Raw genomic sequence first — 15,179 nt, 5'->3', positions numbered from 1 at the left:
GGGCGCGGCGGCCGTCAGAGCGCCTGCGGATGGTGCTCGATATGCGCCGCGCCGAGCATCCGGCCGGGCTGCCCGGCCGCCGTCTCGGTCTGCAGGAGCACGGCGCAGCCATCCGCCTTCGCCTTCCTGTATTCGCTGATCGGCAGGTCGACCGTCATCGGCCGGCCGTCCCACATGGCGATCGGCCGCAGCTTGCGCACGACGTTGTAATAGGGGAGCGTCCGGCCGCTGTTCTCGCCGCGGCCGACGGTCACCTCGATGCGGCGGTCGTAGAGCGCGAGCCACAGCGTGCCGCGGGCCGGATCGCCCGGCGGCGCGGCGCCGATCGCGACGCGGATGGCGTCGCCCGCCATCGTCACGGTGATCGGCACGGGCAGCGGTCCGCTCCGCGCGATCGCCGCATCGACCGCGGCGCGCCGGCCGCCCACCACCGGGGCGCCGCCATTCACCACCATTTGCGGCGTGAACACCTGGCGGTCGCCGCGCGCCTCGGAATAGGCGCGCTGCCGCTCGGTGAACTCCGGTTCGGACAGCGTGTCCGGCCAGCCGAGATAGTCCCAATAGTCGATCGGCAATGACAGGGCGACGATGTCGTCGCGCGCGGCATATTCGCCGAGCAGGGCATCGGCGGGCGGGCAAGACGAGCAGCCCTGGCTGGTGAAGAGTTCGACCACCGCCCGCACCGGCTCTTCGGCGAAGACCTGTGGCGGCACGAGGGCGGCGCAGAGGCCGAGTGCGACAGCCCATGTTCGTTTCGCGATCATCGCCCGAACGTCCCTCGCCCTTCTCGCCCGCCCCGCCTGAGACCGCCGCCGCGCAACCGTCGCGAAGATAGGATCGGCCGCGCCTCACTTGCGAGTCACGTTCGGGTGACGCCGGCCCGGCGCCCTGTCCTTCCCGGATCGGCGGGGCCGACCCGGCCGGCACGACGCCGGTGAAAAGCCGCGCGCATCGCTTGCCAAGCCGCGCCGGCTTCGCTATCTACGCCCCGCGCTATCCGAAGCGCCACCTGCGGAGAGGTGGCAGAGCGGTTGAATGCACCGCACTCGAAATGCGGCATAGGGGCAACTCTATCGGGGGTTCGAATCCCTCCCTCTCCGCCAGTTCGGCCCTGACTGGGCGCCGCGTGGCCGCCTCCGGGTCGGCCGAATGGCAAACTGCGCATCTTGGGTCTTCATGGCTTTGTCTCGCTGAACGGGCCGAGCTTGGCATCGGACAGGCTTTGAGCCAGGGACCGGACAAGAGCCGGTGGCCAATGAGGATTGGCCAGCTCCGCATCCGTGGCCGAATCATAGTTCGCGACCGCTTTGGCCCACCGGTCGAAGACCAGCTTTCGATCGGGCGCGGTCGCCAGCTCCGAGCGCAACGCCGTGATGTAGGAGACGAAGATGACCGCCACACATCCCGACAGCGCAAAGGTCGCCCATCTCCGCTTGCGGCTCAGATCGAGTAAGATCAGGATGATCCCAATCAGCAGGGGGGAAGCAGAGAAATAGTACCGCGAAGATGCGGCCTGTTCCACGGGCAAGGTAGAGCGTCCGACGGCGACAAGAGCGCAACTGCCGAACCCGAACAACATCAGGGAAAGTGCAAAGAACGAGCGAGCCACATCGCGTCGCGCGAGAAACGCCACCAAGCATGCCAGGACCGTCAAGATCGAGCCCGTGAGCATCAAGAGACGCACGTCCGCAGCGGAGACAGGGCCAGTGGCGGAAATGACTGCGGGAGAGAAAGAAAGCGCATTTCCCACTGCGGCGAGCATGCGCAGGACGGAATTTTCGAGGTCAACGGTCTCGCCGAGCGACCCCCTGTGCGTCATCGTATAGAGGAAGAACAATACGCCCGGCACAAAGAAGACGGCTGCTCGCACGAACATGCGATGCAAGCATAATATAAAGATGCAGCAAGGCCAGACCAAGAAACCATTTCCGAAAGAGAGGGGGGCCAGTGCCGAGGAAGAGGGGGAAAAGATCGGAGACAAGAGACCGGCTCGGGGAGCGAGGTGTGTTGCAACAATAAAGAAAAATAGCAGAGATGTTGAATTTATTAGCCATGGCGCAAGGATATTTTTCCAATTATGAAGACTAAAAACCAAAGACAAAATGCCGAGACATGCAGCAAGATAGGCTCCCCACCCGGCCTCGCGCCTCGACGTCGCAATGTAAAATGCAACCATAGCTGACGGTACTAAGAAAAATATACCAAAAATACAGTTGAATACAAAGTATATGAGAACATTGATAGCATCAATGAGCGTAAAAATCCTATAAAATATTACCGGGTGGCCCTGCTCTTCAGCGAGAAGATAAGCAAAAGACCATTCGCCGCGGGCAATTCGAATGGCATCCGGCACCGTTTGCCACTCGTCATAGTAGGGAGTGTTATTGAATATATGACCGAAATATAACAAGAGAGGCCATAAGAATAGTAATATCAAGATCGACGATAGTAGAAAAAATCCAGCCTTGTTATTGACTTCATCCGGCCTTTTGGTCTCGCTCATCTCAAGCCTCGGAAAGCGGCGCGATAGGCTTGGCGGGTGTCATAGTGCCGCGCCGACGGGATTGTCGAGACTGCGCCCCGATCCGCGCGCCCTCGAGCTTTAGGGGTGCGTCTGGAGATGCGCAGGATCCTTCGTTGATCCGATCGGCGAGACCCCGCCCGCTTGCGTGATCGCGCATCGTCCGTTCCTCGCGGCGGACGTCTACCAGGCCGTCCAGGTGATAACCGCTCCGCCCGACCGGCTCACCCTTCACGGCCGAGACGAAGCGCGAAATCGTCACGGCTTCACGCCGCCACTCATCGCACGTTCATTTCGATGAGCCGACGATAGAGGTCTTCATATCTCTTCGAGAGGTCATCGATATCATAATACCTGCCGAGTTCGGCGGCGCCTCTCGCATATCTCTTCCGGAAATCTTCATCGAGAAAACGCTCCATCGCCCCAAGAAGGCTTTCGGTGAAGGGGCCGTCGTCGGAATCGGGAGAGATCACAAGGCCCCCGGGGCTTCGCTCGTCCGGCGCGAGCATGTACGCGATCTCGCCGACGCGCGTTCCGATCACCGGACAGCCGGTCTGCAGGGCCTGAATGTTGCAGCCATACACCATGTAACGCTCGAAGAGGTCCAGTCCCGGGGATCGCGCATGCGAATAATGGGCATGATAACATTCGAGACCGAACGCCGCCTTCACGCGCTGGACGGCTTCGTCCGGAAGATCGGCGAGGCCGCTGAAGAGCTGCCGCTTTCTCGCCCGTCGTTCGATATCGGCCGCATAGTGCCGCCGTCTCGGGTTGAGCGCTGGACGGCCTCGCAGAAGGCGGTGAACGAGACGCCGGTGTGTGTCCCGAGCTCGACGATGGAGCGGGGCTTGAGCAGCGCCACGAACCAATGGGCAAAGGGGACGTGCCCCCACCAGGCGCTCATCGCGCCGGTTCGGGCCGGTGCCCAGAGAGGGGGGCTCCGTTCCAATCCGAGGAAGGGAACGAGCGAGCTCTGACCGGGCACCAAGTGTCGAACTCCCTGTGACCGGCGGTGCCTGAGCGGATCGTGCGCGCCGCACCGCATCGGGGAGGCGAAAACGCCCGCCGCCCTTCCGTTGCGGAACGATATACGTCACGCGATCCGCCGGTTCCAAGAGAAACCGGTTGAGCGAAGGCAGCGTATGAACGCGAATGGTGTCGCCCCAAGCCGGAAGGCGATCGCCGACGGTAGAGGGCGCTGATCCCGCGGCCCTGCTGAACGAGCACCTTTATCGCACGCGCCTTTCGCTCATGCGCAGGGAGCGGTGCGACCCAAGGCGTGGCGCCCAATCCAGTCCGTTCGCGAAACGCGTCCCCTGCCGCATGGCGGCGGGGCGATCGCGGTGCCGGTCCAGCGCGCCGCCGACACCCTCCCGATCGAGCCGCTCTGGGCGGATCATGTCCCGGGAGCGTCCCGGCGGGTGGCCGCCTCCGCTTCCCGCGAGGCACGCACCGTCACGCGGTTGAAATGCGGGTGTGGTCGATCGCAGCGTCATGCCCCGTGTTCCGATGTCCGAATCGCGGCTTCGCCTTCCGCTCATCGTCGCCGCCTTCGCGCTGGCGCAGGCGGTCTGCTGGGGCACGACGTTCAATCTGCCGGCTGTCGCCGGCGCCGCGATGGCCGAGGCTCTCGGGCTTTCCTACGCGGCGGTGATGGCGGGGCCGACCGTCATGCTCGTCGTCATGGCGCTCGCCGCGGTGCCGGTGCTGAGGCTCTTCGAGCGGTGGGGGATTCGCCGCGTGATGACCGCCGGGGTCGTCGTCGGGGCCCTCGGCCTCGCCGTGATCGCGGCCGCGACCGCGGCCCCGGCGTATTTCGCGGGCTGGCTCCTGGTCGGCGCCGGCGGTGCCGCGATGCTCACGACCGCGATCCAGATCGGCCTTGCGGCACTCGCCGGCACGACGGCGCGCCGCGCGGTCGGCGCCCTGATGGTGTTCGGCGGGCTCGGAACCACGCTCTGCTGGCCGGTGCTCGGGGCGCTGCAGGCGGCGTTCGGCTGGCGTTCGGCGACACTCGCCGGCGCGTTCGCGCTGCTCGCGGTGGCGGGGCCGATCTACGGATTGCTGCTGCCGCGCCGCGCCGCCGGCGGCCCGAGGGCCGAAGCGCCCGCGGCGGCAGCGATCGACCGGGCAGCCCTCGCGCTGCTCGCCTTCGCCATGGCGGCGAACGGCGTCGTCACCTGGGGGTTCTCGCTCACCCTCATCCGGCTCTTCGAGGAGCGCGGCCTCGACCACGCAACGGCGGTCGGCGTCGCCTCCTTCACGGGGCTCGCGGCCCTTTCGGCGCGGCTCGTCGACTTCGCCGCCGGCCGGCGCTGGAACAGCCTCACCACCGGCCTCGCCGCCGCGGCCTGCCTGCCGCTTTCCTTCTCGATGCTCATCTTCGGCAGCGGCACGCCCGCCGCGATCGGCTTCGTCACCCTCTACGGCCTGACGAGCGGCGTGCTCGCCGTCGCCCGGTCGACCATGCCGCTCGATCTGTTCCCGGCCGAGGCTTATGCGCGCGCCTCCTCGATGCTCGCGCTGCCGCTCAACCTCTCCTTCGCCTGCGCGCCGCCGCTGTTCGCTGCGATCCTCTCGCAGGGCGGCAGCGATGCCGCGCTCCTGATCGCCACCGGGCTGTCGCTCGCCGCGCTCGCGGCGCTCGGCGCGCTCGTCCTCCGCCACCGCCGCGCCATCAGCGAACATAGATCCGGCGGGCGTTCTCGATGAAGAGGGCGGTGCATTCCGCATCGCTGAAACCGGCGACGATCCGCTTGAAGGCGGTGTAGGTCTCGTCGAAGCCGGCGTGGAGCGCGACGACCGGATAGTCGCTCGCGAACATCGCCCGCTCCGTGCCGAACGCGTCGATGCAGGCGAGCACGACGGCGCGCAGGCTCTCCAGCGTCGGCCGCGGATCATAGGCAACGAGGTCGGAGATCTTGATCGCGACGTTCGGCTCTTCGGCGAGCCGGGCGAGGCCGGCGCGCCAGCGGGCCATGCCGTCCGCGTCGCGGTCGATCGGGCTGCCGCAATGATTGAGGACGAAGGCGATGTCGGGGAAATCGGCGGCGAGGCGGGCGGCATCCTCCGCCTGCCATGGCGTGATCATCAGGTCGAAGGAGAGGCCGTAGCGCGGCAGCAGGGCGAGGCCGCGGCGCCAGGCGGCGTCGTTCATGATGTCGCGGCGTTTCGCGAAGGCGCGGGCCGGATCGGGATGCCAGCTCAGGATCTCGCGGATGCCGACGATCCGCTCGTGCGCGCCGTGACGGGCGAGCACCGCCTCGACATCGGGGTGCGCGAGGGCGGCATGGCCGACGTAGCGGGCGGCGATGCCGTCCGGCTTGTCGAGCGCGTCGAGCCAGCGCACCTCTCCATCGGGGTCGTCCGCGTCCCAGGCGGCCTCGACATGCACGGTGGCGACGACGTCGTGTCCGGCCGCGGCGGCGCGATAGTCGGCCGGCAGCTGGTTTTGCGCGAGCGGCGGCTCGGTCGCCGCGGCGAGCCAGGCGTGCCGGCCGAGCGCGCGGTCCCAGAGATGGTGGTGCGGGTCGATGATCGGGCCGGCATAGAGCCCCTCGGCATCGCGCAGCGCCATCTCAGCGGCCCATGAAGCGGCGGCGGGCGATCTGGTCCTCGAGGCTCAGCCAGCGCCGCGCGACCGCGTCCTCCCGCGCCCCGGCGCCCGCCTCGTGCGCCATGGCCGAAAGCGTCTTCAGGCGCTCGGCCGGCAGTTCCACATTGGCATCGAGCTCCTCGGCGACGGCGACGAAGCGCTCGGCCTCGGCCGTGCCGCCGAGCATCGGGGCGGCATCCTCCGCCATGAAGGCATCCCAGGTCAGGCTCGGGTCATAGGAGAAGCGGGCGAAGGCGCGATAGCCGAGTTCGACGGTCGCGTGATAGGGCGAGGCCTCGCCCCAGACGGTCAGCCCCTTCATGCCGAGCGCCGCGCCGGTCGTCGCCATGTCGGCGAAGGCCTTGGCGTTGAAGGCGTAGCGTTCGGTGCGGCGGTCGCCGTTCCACTGGCTCGCGAACTGGCAGCGCAGGATGTTGGGCTGGGTCGGCAGGCGCTCGACATCGGCCCGCGACAGGCCCTCGCGCAGCTTCGCCCAATAGGAGCGGTTGACGGTGTGCTGGTAGATCCCGCCCGAGGGCATCGCGGCGAGCGCCTCATGGGCGGCGGGATCGAGCAGATTGTCCCATTGCAGCTCGCAATAGAGCCAAAGGTCGTCGCGCCTGGCGGACGCGGCCTCGAAGAGGCGCGGGAAATTGTCGGCCATGTCGGCGTGCGACCAGGATTCGGCGTCGCCGGCGCGGCGGCTGCCGTCCTCGCGCGCCGCGCGCCGGGCGTTGCAACGGGCGCAGCCGCAGACGCCGTAATCGCCGCTCTCGATGTTGATGCCGCCGATCGCGAAGGTCTCGGCGAGCCAGGCGACCGCATCGGTCATCCAGTCCATCGTCTCCGGCCGCGAAGGGCAGGCCGACAGCGTGTAGTCGCTGCGCGGGAAGCTCAGGGGGAAGTCGAGATCCTGGATCTGGAAGCCGATGCCCTTTTCGAGCGTTGCGGCGAAGGCCGGATTGGCGTGCAGCCAGCTGGCGAGGTTGAAGCGGTGGTCGCCCTCCCAGTAGACGCCGCCATAGGCGCCGATCGCGATGCCCGGCATGATGCGGACGCCGCGCTCGCGGGCGTAGCGGCAGAGCTCCTGCGCCGCTTCGATGCCGCCATGCGAATCGCGCAGGAAGCCATAGATGATGATCGCCGCGATGCGGTTGCGGCTGGCGAAGTCGACGGCGCGCTTGTAGTCGGCGAGGAAGCCCTCCGGCGGCTTGCCATAGGGATTGAAGACGCCGATCTCCTGATGGCCGATCTGGGACAGTTCCCAATTGGTCGAGTGGTCCCAGGTCCACCAGGCGCGATGGGCGAGGCCGGGTGCCGCGCGCCTCTCGCCGGCCGGCAGGCGATAACCACCGTCCTGCGGCCGGGCGGCGGCGATCAGTTCCTCGACGCCGTAGATGACGCCGGAGAACGGTCCGCCCGACACGGCGATCTCCGCCGGCCCGACGGAGAGGGCGAAGGCGCCCTCGGCGCGCGAAGCATCCTCGGCGAGGGTGATGCGCGGCAGCCCGTCGCCCTCCGGCACCAGATCGAGCCGGGGCAGGGCCTCGCGCAGGCGCCGCGCCGCATGCGGATGCTGCGCCGCTCCGGCGAGCACGACCCTGCCACCGATCGTCACCGTCCCGCGCTCCGTCATCCTTCCCTCCCTCGCTCCATGCGCCGTGCTTCGCGTCCGGGCCGTGTGTCGCACTTCCGGGTCCTGCCTCGCACTTCCTTGACAAGGATCGCGCATCAATTATCAAATATCAATGTCGTCTATCGTATGTGATAGTGACGACGCCGTTTCCGGGGAGACGACGATGCAGGCCGGCCTCGAACTCGCTCAAACCTGGCCGCTTCCCTCGAAGCCGCGGCCGATCACGATCATCGGTGCCGGCGGCATCGTGCGGGACGCGCATCTGCCGGCCTATCGCAAGATCGGCCTGCCGGTCGCCGGCGTGTTCGATGTCGATCCGCAGAAGGCGCAGGCGCTCGCCGCCGATTTCGGCGTGCCGGTCGTCCATCCGAGCCTCGAGGCCGCGATCGCGGCGCGGGAGCCCGACACGGTGTTCGACCTCGCCCTGCCGCCCGATGCGATCCTCGCCACCGTCGAGCGACTGCCCGAGGGCGCGGCGGCGCTGATCCAGAAGCCGCTCGGCGCCGATCTCGCCGGCGCACGGGCGATCGTCGCGGCGATCGACGCGCGAAAGATCACGGCGGCGACCAATTTCCAGCTCCGCTTCACGCCGTCCATGCTCGCCATCCGCGATGCGGTGCGGCAGGGCCTGCTCGGCGACGTGGTCGAGCTCGAGGTGCGGCTCGCCGTCTATATGCCCTGGGAGATGTGGGCCTTCATCCCGCGCATGCACGCGGTCGAGATCCCGCTCCACTCGATCCACTATCTCGACTGGATCCGCTCGATCCTCGGCGAGCCGGACAGCGTCTACGCGAAGGCGGTGCCGCATCCGCGCTATCCCGACCTCAAGGATGCGCGCAGCAGCATCATCCTCGATTTCGGCGCGAAGGCGCGCTGCTGCCTGTCGCTCAACCACACCTATAATTACGGGCCGAAGCACGTCGAGGCGACGATCCGCGTCGAGGGCACGAGGGGCTGTGCGCATCTGACGCTCGGCTATCTGATCGACTACCTGAAGCCGGTCCCCGAAAAGCTCGAGATCATCACGGAGGGCCGCGACTGGACGCCGGTGCCGCTCGTCGGAGAACGGGTGCCCGACGCCTTCGGCGCCGTGATGTCGAACCTGCAGCGCTTCGTCGGCGGCGAGGACGCCGTGCTCGACACCGACGTGCACGATTCGGTGCGCACGATGGCGCTCGTCGATGCCTGCCTGCTCGCCAGCCGCCAAGGCGGTGTCGTGCCGGAGCCGGTCTGAACTTCCGCCGACCGCCGGCGCGAGAAGAACAGCCCCGCCGGCGAAATGAGAGAGGGATGAGGGAAATGACGATGATCGAGACGACCGGCCGCCTGCGCGGTCTTCTGCGCGGCCTTTCGCTGGCCTGTGCCGGGCTTGCCCTGGCGGCGACGCTGCAGGGCGCCGTGGCCGAGGAGGTCACGACGATCCGCGTGCTCAACTGGGAGCCCGGCGGCACGAAATACTGGACCGAGCTCGTCGCGGCCTTCGAGAAGGCCAATCCCGACGTCAAGGTCGAGCTCGAGACGGTGCCCTTCGACCGCTATCCGGAGGTTCAGGGTCCCTACATCACGACGAAGAGCGGCCCCGACGTGATGGAGAACAATGCCGGTCTCGAACTGTTCGACCGGCGCGTCGCCTATGAGCCGCTGCCCGCCGACGTGCTCGACGAGGCGAAGGCACAGCTGATCACCTATAGCGGCGGCTGCCTCGGCTTCGACACCACGAAGACCTGCTACGGCCTGCCCTTCGGCTATCAGGGCAACGTCATGTACTATAACAAGGCGGTGCTGAAGGAGGCCGGGCTCGACCCCGCCAATCCGCCGAAGACCTGGGACGAGATGGACGCCGCCTGCGCCAAGGTGAAGGCGATCGGCAAGACCTGTCTGGCGCTCGGCCTGTCGGGCATCTTCCCGGCCTATTGGGACTTCCCCGAGATCGCCCGCAACTATCTGACCGAAGAGGACATGCGGGCGATGCTCTCGGGCGGCCTGCCCTGGACCGATCCGAAAATGGTCAATGTCCTGAAGGGCCTCGCCAGCATCACCGAGAAGGGCTGGGCGAACGCCTCGGCGCCGTCGATCACCATGCTGCCGGACGGCGCCGACATCTTCCAGAGCGGCAATGCGGCTTTTGCCGGCACGATCATCTCGGACGCGGTCAACTGGTCGGCCTTCGGCGCGGCGCTCGGCGACGAGAATGTCGGCGCGATGCGCTGGCCGACGCTCGTCGCCGACGCCCCGCTCGCGCAGAGCTTCTCCGGCATCGAGAGCTCGGTGTTCGGCGTCACCTCCTGGAGCAGCAAGAAGGAGGCGGCGTTCAAGTTCGTGAAGTTCATGGCGAGCACCGAGAACGCCACGCTCCTGAGCACGGTCGCCGGCGGCATCTCGCTCAACAAGAACGTCGACCCCGCGTCGCTGCCGAAGTCGGAGGCGCTGTCGCAGATCCTCGAGATCATCAAGAAGCCGACGCTTCATTCCGGCGTTCTCCTCTCCGGCCAGGAAGCGGACGCGCTCGCCCGCGGCTGGCAGGAGGTCGCGCTCGGCCGGCTGACGGTCGACGACTGGACCGCCCGCATGCAGGCGGCGCTCGAGGCGAGCCCATCGAAGCGCTGACGCCGATCCGGGGAGGCGTCGCCGCGCCTCCCCGCCCTCTTCTCCGACGAGGTCCTTCGCGATGGTCGCAGCCTCCCCTGCCGCCGCGCCGCCGCGCGTGCGCAAGACGTCGCGGAAGCGTCCGCTGATGCGCCGCGAGCTTCTGATCGGCATCCTCTTCGTGCTGCCGGGGCTGGCGCTCGCCATCCTCTTCAAGCTCGTGCCGCTCATCCGCGGCTTCGTCCTCAGCCTCTACGAGACACGGGGCTTCGAGGATCCGACCTTCGCGGGGCTCGCCAATTACCGCCGCATGATCGCCGACCCGGCGGTCGCCGATTCCTTCCGCAACGCGCTCGTCGCCTTCGCGACCCTGCCGGTGTGGATCGTGCTGCCGCTCGTGCTCGCCTTCCTGATCTTCCAGAGATCGCCGGGCTGGACGATCTTCCGGGCCGCCTTCTTTCTCCCCTACATGATCGCCCCGATCGTCGTCGGCATCATGTTCCGCCAGATCCTGGCGCCGGAGGGTCCGCTCAACGCGCTGCTCACCGCGGTCGGCCTGGCGCCGCTCGCGATCGAGTGGCTGAACGGCCCGACGAGCGCGCTGCTCTCGCTGACCGCGGTGGCGCTGTGGAGCTTCTTCGGCCTCGGCGTGCTCACCTATCTCTCGGGCCTCGCGACGCTGTCCGAGGAGGTGCTCGAGGCAGCGAGGCTCGACGGTGCCGGTTTCTGGCGCATGCTCGTTTCGATCGTGATCCCGCTCCTGAAGCCGGTGATCGGCTATTGGACGGTGCTGTGCACCTCGGGCATCCTGATCTGGATGTTCCCCCTCATTTACGCGCTGACGCGCGGCGGGCCCGGCAGCGCGACCGTGCTGCCCGAATATCTCGTTTTCACCACCACCTTCCAGTTCCTCGACCGCGGCACGGGCGCGGCGATCGGCATGGCGCTGTTCGTCTTCGTCGCGCTCGTCTCGGCGCTGGTGGTGAAGCGGATGTATGCCGAAGGAAAGGCGAAGGCGCGATGAGCGTTCGAACCTCCCCCGTCGCGGCCGCCGCGCCGGCGATGCCGGCCCGCTCCGCCCTTTTCGGCGCCTCCGCGCTCGGCCGATGGCTCGTCACCCTTCTCCTCACCGTGCTCGCGGTGGCGACGCTCTATCCGCTGTTCTTCACCCTGCTCACCTCGCTGAAGAGCCGCAGTGATTTCGCGCAGAACCCGCTCGGCTTCACCGCCGACCTGACGCTCGACAACTATGTCGCCGCCTTCGAACGGATGAACGTGCCGCGGCTGCTCCTCAACAGCGTCGTCACCACGGCCGGCGGTCTCCTGATCTCCACCGTCGCCGCGCTCTTCCTCGCCTATGCCGTGACCAAGCTGCGCATCAGGGGCGGCAATCTCATCTTCCTCTTCATCATCGCGATGCTCGTCATCCCGAGCCAGGTCATCATCTACCCGCTCTACGAAACGATCCTGACCTTCGGCATGGGCGGCACCTATCAGGGGCTGATCTTCACCTATGCCGCCTTCGGCCTGCCGCTCGGCACCTATCTGCTCGCCGCCTATTTCCGCGCGGTGCCGGACGATCTGATCGAGGCGGCGCGGCTCGACGGTGCGGGCGAACTGCGCATCCTGTTCTCGATCATGCTGCCGGTCTCGCTTCCGGCGATCGCGGCGATCTCGATCCTCAACTTCGTCTGGATGTGGAACGACCTGCTCTTGCCGCTCGTCATCATGGGCGGCTCGGACAACAAGACGCTGATGGTCGGCGTCTCGCTCCTGTCGGGCCAGTACGACGTTTCGATCCCGCTCGTCTCGGCCGGCCTCGTCATCGCGCTCGCGCCGGTCGTGCTCGTCTATTTCGTGTTCCAGCGCCAGATCCTCTCCGGCGCGATCGCGGGGGCTGTGCGATGAGCCGCGACAGCGCCCCCGGCGACTATGTGCAGTTCGTCTACCACCTGAAGCCGGGCGCCGGGCCGGAATACGACCGGCGCCACGCTGCGGTCTGGCCGGAACTGCTCGAGGCGATCGGCGCGGCGGGCATCGAGGACTATCGCATCTGGCGGCACGGCGAGATCGTCGTCGGCCGGATGCGCACCCGGCACGGCGTCGCCGCCGCGAACGCCTTCATGGCGGCGACGGCGATCCAGAAGGCCTGGACGGCCTCGCTCCTCCCGCTGTTCGAGCGCTATCAGACGGAAGACGGCGAGCCGCTCTGGCTCGACGAGGTGTTCCGCTTCGCCGGAGCCGGATCGTGACGGTGTTGCGTTCCGGCCGGGGATCCGCCGTCCCGCTCGCGGGAGAGGGCAGGGTGAGGGTCTTCCCTTCGCTCCCACCCGACGGTCCGGCTGCGGCCTCTTTCACCCTCACCCCGGCCCTCTCCCGCGGGCGGGAGAGGGGGAGGGCCGCCGCTTTGTGTGCTGGCCGATCATCTCAGCGCACAGGCCGGGGACACCCTCTCCCGCCCGCGGGAGAGGGCAGGGTGAGGGTCTTCCCTTCGTCGACACCCGGCTGTCCGGCTGCGGCCTCTTTCACCCTCACCCCGGCCCTCTCCCGCGAGCGGGAGAGGGGGAAGGCCGCCGCTTCAGCTGCCGAGCGGTCGTCTCCGTATGGCGGGCAGCCATCTCCGCTCGCCGGTCCGGCATCCCCTCTCCCGCCCGCGGGAGAAGGGGAGGCGGCCGCTTCAGCTGCCGAGCGGGAAGCGCGGGCGTTCGAGGGTGCCGCCGAGGAGGGCCGTGATCTCGGAGGCCGCCTCGAACAGAACGCGGCTCGCGGCATCGACCGGCATCCGCTCCATCGCCGAGGAGAGGAAGGGCATGGTGATCACCGCGAAGGCGAAGCCCGAGGAGGAGAGGATCGGGAAGCTCACATCGACGATGCCCTTCAGCTGCTCGCCCTCGATCATCTCCCAGCCGCGGGCGCGGATCGCCGCGACGCGGGCCTGCAGCGCGCCGATGTCGGCCTTCGGGTCCTTCTGCGCGATCGCGCCATAGAGCCAGTCCTCGACCGCCGGCTGCTGGTAGGCCATCAGGAGGCGGCCGGAGGCGGTCTTCTCGGCCGGGTTCTGCGTGCCGACGCGCAGCCGGAAGCCGAGCGGCGCCGGGCTGTCGACCTGGCTGACGACACGGATCGACAGGCCGTCGAGCACGGCGAGATGCACCGCCTGGTAGGTCTCGATCGACAGCCGGTTCATGATCGGCCAGGCGACGTCGACGAGCCGGCGGAGCGGCGGCACGCGGGAGGCGAGGTCGAACAGGCGCATCGAGAGGATCAGCGCCTCCTCGCCCGGCGGCCGGACGAGATAGCCGCGCCGCTCGAGCGCAACGACGACGCGGTAGACCTCCTGCAGCGAGCGGCCGAGGCGCTGGGCGATCTGGCTCGGCGTCACGCCCTCGGAGAGGCTGGCGAGCAGCTCGATCACGTCGAGCCCCTTCTCGAGCGCGGGCGCGCTGTAGGCGGGCTTCGGCGCGGGCGCCGGCTTCGCCGCCCCCTTCGCCCCGTCGCCATGGCCCGCCGCACCCCGCGACGCGGCCGACCGCTTCGGCTTCGCCGGCTTCGAATCCATCCGCCGCCTCCTGCTGCGCCACTCTCCGCCGGGCGGACCGGGCCGCGCAAGCCCGCCGCGCCACCGGCGCATTCCTATCAAATATAAATGGCAGATATCATAAATGATAGAAGAACGCTCTCCCGCCGCGGCGCCGGACCGTCCCGCTTCCTTCTCCTCCGCAGCGCAGGCGAAGAGGAAGGCCAGTGCCTCGACGCAGTGCACGGTGGATTTCGAGAAGGACGGCAAGCAGACCGGCTTCTTCCACCTGCCGCTCTCGGCGCATGACGACGCCTGGGGCGTGATCCGCATTCCGCTCGCGGTGATCAAGAACGGCGAGGGGCCGACCGTCATCCTCGAGGGCGGCAATCACGGCGACGAATATGAGGGGCCGATCGCGCTCGGCGAGATGATCCGCGATCTCGATCCCGGCCGCGTCTCCGGCCGGCTGATCTTCGTGCCGGCGATCAACCTGCCGGCGGTGATGGCCGCGACCCGGACTTCGCCGATCGACGGGCTCAACATGAACCGCACCTTCCCCGGCGATGCGAACGGCACGGCGACGCAGCAGATCTCGGCCTTCGTCAACGACGCGCTGTTCCCGCTCGGCGATGCCTTCCTCGATCTCCATTCCGGCGGCTCCTCGCTCGATCTGATCCCCTCCTCGGTGATCGAGCCGGTCGCCGATCCGGCGAAGCACGCGCAGAACGTCGCCGCCGTCACCGCCTTCGACGCGCCGATGATCGTCGTCATCGACAATCGCGGCGACCCGCGCACCGCCACGGCCTCGGCGGCGCGGGCGGGCCTCACCGTCGTCGGCACCGAGATGGCGGGCGGCGGGACGGTCTCGCTCGACGCGCTCGACATCTGCCGGCGCGGCACCCGCAACGTGCTCTCCCATCTCGGCGTGCTGCCGCCGGAAGACGCCGCGCCGCTCCGCCACGAGCCCAAGCTCTACGAGATTCCCGGCCAGGACGGCTTCGTGCTCGCGACCGAGGACGGCGTGTTCGAGCCCTTCCATGCCAATGGCACGCCGGTCTCGGCCGGCCAGCCGGCGGGCCGCATCCACTTCCTCAACGATCCGGCGAAGCGGCCGGTCGAACTCGCCTATGGCCATGACGGCATCCTCTATGGCCGCCGCCAGCCGGGCCGGGTGAAGCCGGGCAATTGCTGCCTCGTCGTCGCGGCGCCCTATCGGAGGGCGTTCGCATGATCGGCCTCGCGGAGATCGAGGCGGCGGCCGCGCGGCTGGCGCCCTATGTTCGGCGGACGCCGACGATCCGGGTGGAGGCGGTCGGCGAGG

Annotated in this window: 14 protein-coding genes and 1 tRNA gene; 8 read left to right on the top strand and 7 right to left on the bottom strand. The window is 68.1% G+C overall.

Features of this window, described 5'->3' with window-relative positions:
• Positions 1-14 precede the first annotated feature (14 nt).
• Positions 15-764 carry a DUF1223 domain-containing protein gene (locus GGQ63_RS12305; RefSeq protein ID WP_183856246.1) on the bottom strand — a complete coding sequence of 250 codons (750 nt, stop codon included), beginning with the start codon at positions 762-764 and terminating at the stop codon, positions 15-17.
• A 249-nt stretch (positions 765-1,013) separates the two neighbouring features.
• Between GGQ63_RS12305 and GGQ63_RS12300 the strand changes: the two genes are divergently transcribed.
• Positions 1,014-1,103, top strand: a tRNA-Ser gene (locus GGQ63_RS12300).
• Between the two features lie 71 nt (positions 1,104-1,174).
• Here the strand turns inward: GGQ63_RS12300 and GGQ63_RS12295 are convergent.
• The 3 genes from GGQ63_RS12295 to GGQ63_RS12285 all read right to left on the bottom strand — a co-directional run bounded on the left by GGQ63_RS12295 (position 1,175) and on the right by GGQ63_RS12285 (position 3,425).
• On the bottom strand, positions 1,175-2,503 hold the full coding sequence (locus GGQ63_RS12295) for a hypothetical protein (protein WP_183856244.1): 1,329 nt from the start codon (positions 2,501-2,503) through the stop codon (positions 1,175-1,177).
• A gap of 296 nt (positions 2,504-2,799) precedes the next feature.
• Complete coding sequence (locus GGQ63_RS12290) at positions 2,800-3,192, bottom strand: glycosyltransferase family protein (protein ID WP_183856242.1); 393 nt, start codon at positions 3,190-3,192, stop codon at positions 2,800-2,802.
• The gene (locus tag GGQ63_RS12285) at positions 3,189-3,425 is read right to left on the bottom strand and encodes an O-methyltransferase (protein ID WP_183856240.1); all 237 of its coding nucleotides are present in this window, start codon (positions 3,423-3,425) and stop codon (positions 3,189-3,191) included. The genes GGQ63_RS12290 and GGQ63_RS12285 overlap by 4 nt, the downstream gene beginning before the upstream one ends.
• Before the next feature lie 605 nt (positions 3,426-4,030).
• On the opposite strand from GGQ63_RS12285, the gene GGQ63_RS12280 reads away from it, so the two are divergent.
• Positions 4,031-5,233 carry an MFS transporter gene (locus tag GGQ63_RS12280; protein WP_183856238.1) on the top strand — a complete coding sequence of 401 codons (1,203 nt, stop codon included), beginning with the start codon at positions 4,031-4,033 and terminating at the stop codon, positions 5,231-5,233.
• Here GGQ63_RS12280 and GGQ63_RS12275 read toward each other — a convergent pair.
• The gene (locus tag GGQ63_RS12275) at positions 5,199-6,098 is read right to left on the bottom strand and encodes an amidohydrolase family protein (RefSeq protein WP_183856236.1); all 900 of its coding nucleotides are present in this window, start codon (positions 6,096-6,098) and stop codon (positions 5,199-5,201) included. The two genes, GGQ63_RS12280 and GGQ63_RS12275, sit on opposite strands and share 35 nt — an antisense overlap.
• Position 6,099: 1 nt before the next feature.
• Positions 6,100-7,752: a beta-N-acetylhexosaminidase family protein gene (locus GGQ63_RS12270; protein WP_183856234.1), complete on the bottom strand. Its 1,653-nt coding sequence runs from the start codon at positions 7,750-7,752 to the stop codon at positions 6,100-6,102.
• A 163-nt stretch (positions 7,753-7,915) separates the two neighbouring features.
• Here GGQ63_RS12270 and GGQ63_RS12265 point away from each other — a divergent pair, with 163 nt between their 5' ends.
• The 5 genes from GGQ63_RS12265 (at position 7,916) to GGQ63_RS12245 (ending at position 12,590) form a co-directional block, all read left to right on the top strand.
• Positions 7,916-8,986 (top strand): Gfo/Idh/MocA family protein, encoded by a 1,071-nt coding sequence (locus GGQ63_RS12265; protein WP_183856232.1) that lies wholly within the window; start codon positions 7,916-7,918, stop codon positions 8,984-8,986.
• A gap of 65 nt (positions 8,987-9,051) precedes the next feature.
• Positions 9,052-10,359, top strand: coding sequence for an ABC transporter substrate-binding protein (locus GGQ63_RS12260; protein ID WP_246429764.1), 1,308 nt, complete (start codon positions 9,052-9,054; stop codon positions 10,357-10,359).
• 127 nt (positions 10,360-10,486) lie between these two features.
• Positions 10,487-11,362, top strand: coding sequence for a carbohydrate ABC transporter permease (locus GGQ63_RS12255; protein WP_246429763.1), 876 nt, complete (start codon positions 10,487-10,489; stop codon positions 11,360-11,362).
• Positions 11,359-12,246, top strand: a complete 888-nt coding sequence (locus GGQ63_RS12250; protein WP_246429762.1) for a carbohydrate ABC transporter permease — start codon at positions 11,359-11,361, stop codon at positions 12,244-12,246. The genes GGQ63_RS12255 and GGQ63_RS12250 overlap by 4 nt, the downstream gene beginning before the upstream one ends.
• Entirely contained in the window at positions 12,243-12,590 is a 348-nt protein-coding gene (locus GGQ63_RS12245) for an L-rhamnose mutarotase (protein WP_183856226.1), read from the top strand. The genes GGQ63_RS12250 and GGQ63_RS12245 overlap by 4 nt, the downstream gene beginning before the upstream one ends.
• Positions 12,591-13,015: 425 nt before the next feature.
• Here GGQ63_RS12245 and GGQ63_RS12240 read toward each other — a convergent pair whose 3' ends face one another.
• Positions 13,016-13,897, bottom strand: a complete 882-nt coding sequence (locus GGQ63_RS12240; protein WP_183856224.1) for an IclR family transcriptional regulator — start codon at positions 13,895-13,897, stop codon at positions 13,016-13,018.
• A gap of 103 nt (positions 13,898-14,000) precedes the next feature.
• Here GGQ63_RS12240 and GGQ63_RS12235 point away from each other — a divergent pair, with 103 nt between their 5' ends.
• Complete coding sequence (locus tag GGQ63_RS12235) at positions 14,001-15,089, top strand: succinylglutamate desuccinylase/aspartoacylase family protein (protein ID WP_183856222.1); 1,089 nt, start codon at positions 14,001-14,003, stop codon at positions 15,087-15,089.
• Positions 15,090-15,179: the final 90 nt, after the last annotated feature.

It is taken from the genome of Prosthecomicrobium pneumaticum (assembly GCF_014199915.1).
In the GTDB taxonomy this organism is placed as follows: Bacteria; Pseudomonadota; Alphaproteobacteria; order Rhizobiales; family Kaistiaceae; genus Prosthecomicrobium; species Prosthecomicrobium pneumaticum.
The sequence above is the reverse complement of the archived record's forward strand: the minus strand, read 5'-3'. Positions and strand labels throughout refer to the sequence as shown.

Bases quoted from the DNA above. Each gene is read 5' to 3' on its own strand.
- GGQ63_RS12260 (WP_246429764.1), top strand. From the start codon at position 9,052: ATGACGATGATCGAGACGACCGGCCGCCTGCGCGGTCTTCTGCGCGGC.
- GGQ63_RS12305 (WP_183856246.1), bottom strand. From the start codon at position 764: ATGATCGCGAAACGAACATGGGCTGTCGCACTCGGCCTCTGCGCCGCC.
- GGQ63_RS12255 (WP_246429763.1), top strand. From the start codon at position 10,487: ATGCGCCGCGAGCTTCTGATCGGCATCCTCTTCGTGCTGCCGGGGCTG.
- GGQ63_RS12235 (WP_183856222.1), top strand. From the start codon at position 14,001: ATGATAGAAGAACGCTCTCCCGCCGCGGCGCCGGACCGTCCCGCTTCC.
- GGQ63_RS12245 (WP_183856226.1), top strand. From the start codon at position 12,243: ATGAGCCGCGACAGCGCCCCCGGCGACTATGTGCAGTTCGTCTACCAC.
- GGQ63_RS12270 (WP_183856234.1), bottom strand. From the start codon at position 7,752: ATGACGGAGCGCGGGACGGTGACGATCGGTGGCAGGGTCGTGCTCGCC.
- GGQ63_RS12240 (WP_183856224.1), bottom strand. From the start codon at position 13,897: ATGGATTCGAAGCCGGCGAAGCCGAAGCGGTCGGCCGCGTCGCGGGGT.
- GGQ63_RS12275 (WP_183856236.1), bottom strand. From the start codon at position 6,098: ATGGCGCTGCGCGATGCCGAGGGGCTCTATGCCGGCCCGATCATCGAC.
- GGQ63_RS12250 (WP_246429762.1), top strand. From the start codon at position 11,359: ATGAGCGTTCGAACCTCCCCCGTCGCGGCCGCCGCGCCGGCGATGCCG.
- GGQ63_RS12280 (WP_183856238.1), top strand. From the start codon at position 4,031: ATGTCCGAATCGCGGCTTCGCCTTCCGCTCATCGTCGCCGCCTTCGCG.
- GGQ63_RS12295 (WP_183856244.1), bottom strand. From the start codon at position 2,503: ATGAGCGAGACCAAAAGGCCGGATGAAGTCAATAACAAGGCTGGATTT.
- GGQ63_RS12285 (WP_183856240.1), bottom strand. From the start codon at position 3,425: ATGAGCGCCTGGTGGGGGCACGTCCCCTTTGCCCATTGGTTCGTGGCG.
- GGQ63_RS12265 (WP_183856232.1), top strand. From the start codon at position 7,916: ATGCAGGCCGGCCTCGAACTCGCTCAAACCTGGCCGCTTCCCTCGAAG.